The 3,630-nt window shown below is 46.4% G+C and carries 3 protein-coding genes and 1 pseudogene; 2 read left to right on the forward strand and 2 right to left on the reverse strand.

What is annotated here, in order from left to right; all coding sequences use genetic code 11:
* Nucleotides 1-362 (reverse strand): annotated as a pseudogene (locus tag QT992_RS24625) (BamA/TamA family outer membrane protein); the annotation flags it as partial.
* Between the two features lie 168 nt (nucleotides 363-530).
* Nucleotides 531-731, reverse strand: coding sequence for a hypothetical protein (locus QT992_RS24630; RefSeq protein WP_006634481.1), 201 nt, complete (start codon nucleotides 729-731; stop codon nucleotides 531-533).
* A 128-nt stretch (nucleotides 732-859) separates the two neighbouring features.
* Here QT992_RS24630 and QT992_RS24635 point away from each other — a divergent pair, with 128 nt between their 5' ends.
* Complete coding sequence (locus tag QT992_RS24635; protein ID WP_333341958.1) at nucleotides 860-1,720, forward strand: alpha/beta hydrolase; 861 nt, start codon at nucleotides 860-862, stop codon at nucleotides 1,718-1,720.
* Between the two features lie 130 nt (nucleotides 1,721-1,850).
* Nucleotides 1,851-3,332, forward strand: coding sequence for an ATP-binding protein (locus QT992_RS24640; RefSeq protein ID WP_333319857.1), 1,482 nt, complete (start codon nucleotides 1,851-1,853; stop codon nucleotides 3,330-3,332).
* The last annotated feature ends 298 nt before the right edge of the window (nucleotides 3,333-3,630 follow it).

The following is a 3,630-nucleotide window of genomic DNA, read 5'->3' on the forward strand; positions in this document are numbered from 1 at the left end:
AATTCATCTCTTGTGGAACGGGCATCTTGCCCGTTGTTGACAGATGCTGCACCGTTCTTGAGAGAGGTTGCACCATTTTCAATCAGCTTTTTATGAACAGGCAAGATGCCTGTTCCACAAAACAATTCATCTCTTGTGGAACGGGCATCTTGCCCGTTCTGGAGAATGGTGCCAGATGTGAGACTAACCTCATCCTCCTCCCTCTGTGCCTTTGTGGGACAGGCGTCTCGCCTGTCAATTTCTGCGGTTCCCTCTCTAAACTCCGTCTCAGTCGGTGCGGCACTCGGATCGATCGCCCGCGCCGCCAATTCGCCGCCAGCCAGCGCCGCCAAAGTCAAAAATGCAATAATCGAAATTCGCATAGACATTAAATTTAAAGCACACCCAACGCATATTACCCAAAACCGGGCCCCCTGCATAATTAGCCGAAAAGAAACCCGGTATTTTTGAGGCTACCGGGTTTCTGGGATGCTGAAATGTGGGAAAGTTCGATCGACTGCGGGCGATCTTAATGACCCAGAAAAATTTGTTTAAATAGCTTGTCGAGAAACACGTTTCTCAAAATGAGCCTGAGTCTGCTGCAACAGTTGTTCGCGACTATCCTTAGCGGTGGTAATGGTAGGGAGCAGGTTGCGAGCTTGTAAAGTCATGTGAAGCTGTAGGTGTGCTACGTACTCACTGACATCTTCGCGAAGAGAGCAAGCCGGGTACTGTTTTAAAGTAGAGTTCAAAGTGTTCTCCTGCTTTGGGTTTGTAGTTTTTTCTAATAATCATAGACAATATCATGGTCTATTTCTAACTGTGTACTCCGTAATGAAGTTTAACCTTTGGACTGCTGTTTTGTTACAATCCTTTACAAATGTCTCTTACCTATCAGGAGTCGATCGCCATGCAGTCTCAAGCACTTGTAGGACAAAAGCACACATTAAGTACATTTGTCAATAGCAGCAGCCAAACAGCAGCCTACCTCGACATCGGGTGCGGCAGACCCTTATTGATGCTGCACGGTTTCTTCGGAGAAAAGACTTGCTGGCTGCCCTTAATTGAGTTATTGCAATCTCAGTTTCGGTGCATCAGTTTAGATATGTTAGGTTTTGGAGAATCCAGCAAACCAGAAATCCGCTACGACGTAGCTGTAGAAGTTGCTTTTGTGCGGCAAGTTGTAGAACAACTAAATATCGAACCATGCTGCATCATCGGACATTCTTTTGGCGGTTGGGTAGCATCTGCATATTCCCTAAAATATCCTAATTCTGTTAGCAGTTTAGTGTTAGCAGCACCGGCCGGAATTCGGGACGACAGTTTTTGTGGTCAATACGATGCTTTGCGGCCGCTGCTGTGGGAAACCCCAGCCGTTGATTGGGCCTTGCAGTTGGCAAAACCTTTTGCTAGTTTAGCGGGAAAAAGTGAGCAATTGCAGCAAATTTCCGGGTGGCGCAGGGAGTTAATGTCTCAACCAGTAGCAAGGTCTTTTTTAATGAGTCGGATGCGGCCAGAAGATGCAGTTGATACAGTAGAAAAAGAAATTCACAAATTGCAAATTCCTACCTTAGTTATCGCAGCAGAGAGTGACGAAACAATTCCTCTATGGCACTGTGAAACCTACGCGGGCGAGATACCGGGGGCAGAGTTAGCAATTATTCCCCATGCCACTCACGGGTTGCCGCAAACTCAAGCTCCCATCATGGCCAAGTTTATTAGTAAATTTTTGAATAGTTAAGAAAAACGGTGCAACAAGCGGAATCCTGAAAATTGTGATAGGTCACAACGGTAAAATAATTGTGTTTTAGTATACTACTTTACTACGAAATACAGAATATATTGGTGAGTGTCTTGTACAAAAACTTTTTATGGCTCTTAAATCTTGTATCAGCAGGAGCTACAGACATTTAGGCGAGTCGGGGGCATTACCAATGGCGGCAGTGAAAAACTACTTTAATCTGGAAGAAATTACGACAGCCAGAAAAATTAGTGCTGCGGTGATTAATATCAGCGGCCGCCAGCGAATGCTTTCCCAACGAACGGCTTTTTTTTGCATGAGGTTAGTTTGCTCCTCGAATGCGGCAGAAAGAGCAAAACTGCGCGGGAATTTGTTAGAGGCGATCGAGCTTATGGAAAAATCGCACCGCGACTTAATTAATACTAACAGCAGCATCAACTTATTGAGTCCCCCTTCAGCCACCGTCAAGGCAATGTATTTTGAGCCGCCACTGTATTTAGACAAACAAGTGCGCGCATATATCGATCGAATTAAAGCCTTGGTGCAAGTTCCCGATGCCGAACTCAGGCTGGGAAATCCCCATCTGCTGTACATTGTCGAAGCGGCGGGCGGCGACTTGCTAGAAGCTTTCGATGCCGTAGTGAGTCAATACCAGCAAGAAAGCGAAATCGAACAATTTGAAATCGATCTTAAACAGGTAGAACTTTATCAAGAAAGTTGTGCTGCTACCTCGAAAGCGGAAGCTCAAGCGGCCAAGCTCGATCGCGCACTTTGCGAACTCAAACAAACTCAAGCTCAACTTCTCCACAGCGAAAAAATGTCTTCCCTGGGAGCGCTAATGGCTAGTATCGTCCACGAAATTAATAACCCAGTTAGTTTTATTTACGGCAACTTGAGCCATGCCGCAATTTATACTCAAGATTTGCTGAACCTGCTGCGTCTCTATCAAGAATGCTATCCCAATCCCTGTCCCGAAATCACAGCTAAAATCGAAGAGATAGATCTGGATTTTCTAGTTGAAGACTTGCCTAAAGTTATGTCTTCCATGCAAATGGGTTCCAATCGCATTCGCGAAATTGTCAAATCTATGGGCAACTTTTCGCGAACCGATAACAGTAACATGACCATGTGCGATTTGCACGACAGCATTGACAGCACCGTGTTAATTTTGCGAAACCGTCTCAATTCTCAAATAGACCGTCGCGACATTCAAGTAGTAAAAAATTATGGAAAATTGCCTGCTGTAGAGTGTTATTCAGGACAGCTAAATCAAGTATTTATGAATCTAATTACCAACGCGATCGATGCTTTGGACGAGGCAGCACAAAATCAGCCCAATGCTGCGCTAAAAATTTCGATCGGCACAGAGTTAGCTGGGCCAGATCGCGTGAGAGTGCGGATTGCTGACACGGGAAGCGGAATGACACCACAGATAAAAGAGCGAATGTTCGAGCAGTTTTTCACCACCAAGGAAATCGGTAAAGGTACCGGTTTAGGATTGTCTATTGTCTACAAAATCTTAGTAGAAAATCACCGAGGATCGCTCCGGTGCGAGTCAGAGCCCTGCAAGGGAACCGAGTTTATCATTGAACTGCCGATCCAGCAAACTTAAGCAATTTACTAATCATCGAAATTTATCTATTTTAACTATGTGTGGCACGGGCGTCCCGCCTGTGTTAACTGTGTGTAGCACGGGCGTCCCGCCTGTGTTAACTGTGGCACGGGCGTCCCGCCTGTGTTAACTGTGGCACGGGCGTCCCGCCTGTGTTAACTATGTGTGGCACGGGCGTCCCGCCTGTGTTAACTGTGTGTAGCACGGGCGTCCCGCCTGTGTTAACTGTGTGTGGCACGGGCGTCCCGCCTGTGTTAACTGTGGCACGGGCGTCCCGCCTGTGTTAACTGTGTGTGGC

The organism is Microcoleus sp. T3_D1 (assembly GCF_036700405.1).
Lineage (GTDB): Bacteria > Cyanobacteriota > Cyanobacteriia > Cyanobacteriales > Microcoleaceae > Microcoleus.

Excerpts from the sequence above, each read along its gene's own strand:
- QT992_RS24635 (WP_333341958.1), top strand. The coding sequence starts at position 860 with ATGTCTCTTACCTATCAGGAGTCGATCGCCATGCAGTCTCAAGCACTT.
- QT992_RS24640 (WP_333319857.1), top strand. The coding sequence starts at position 1,851 with ATGGCTCTTAAATCTTGTATCAGCAGGAGCTACAGACATTTAGGCGAG.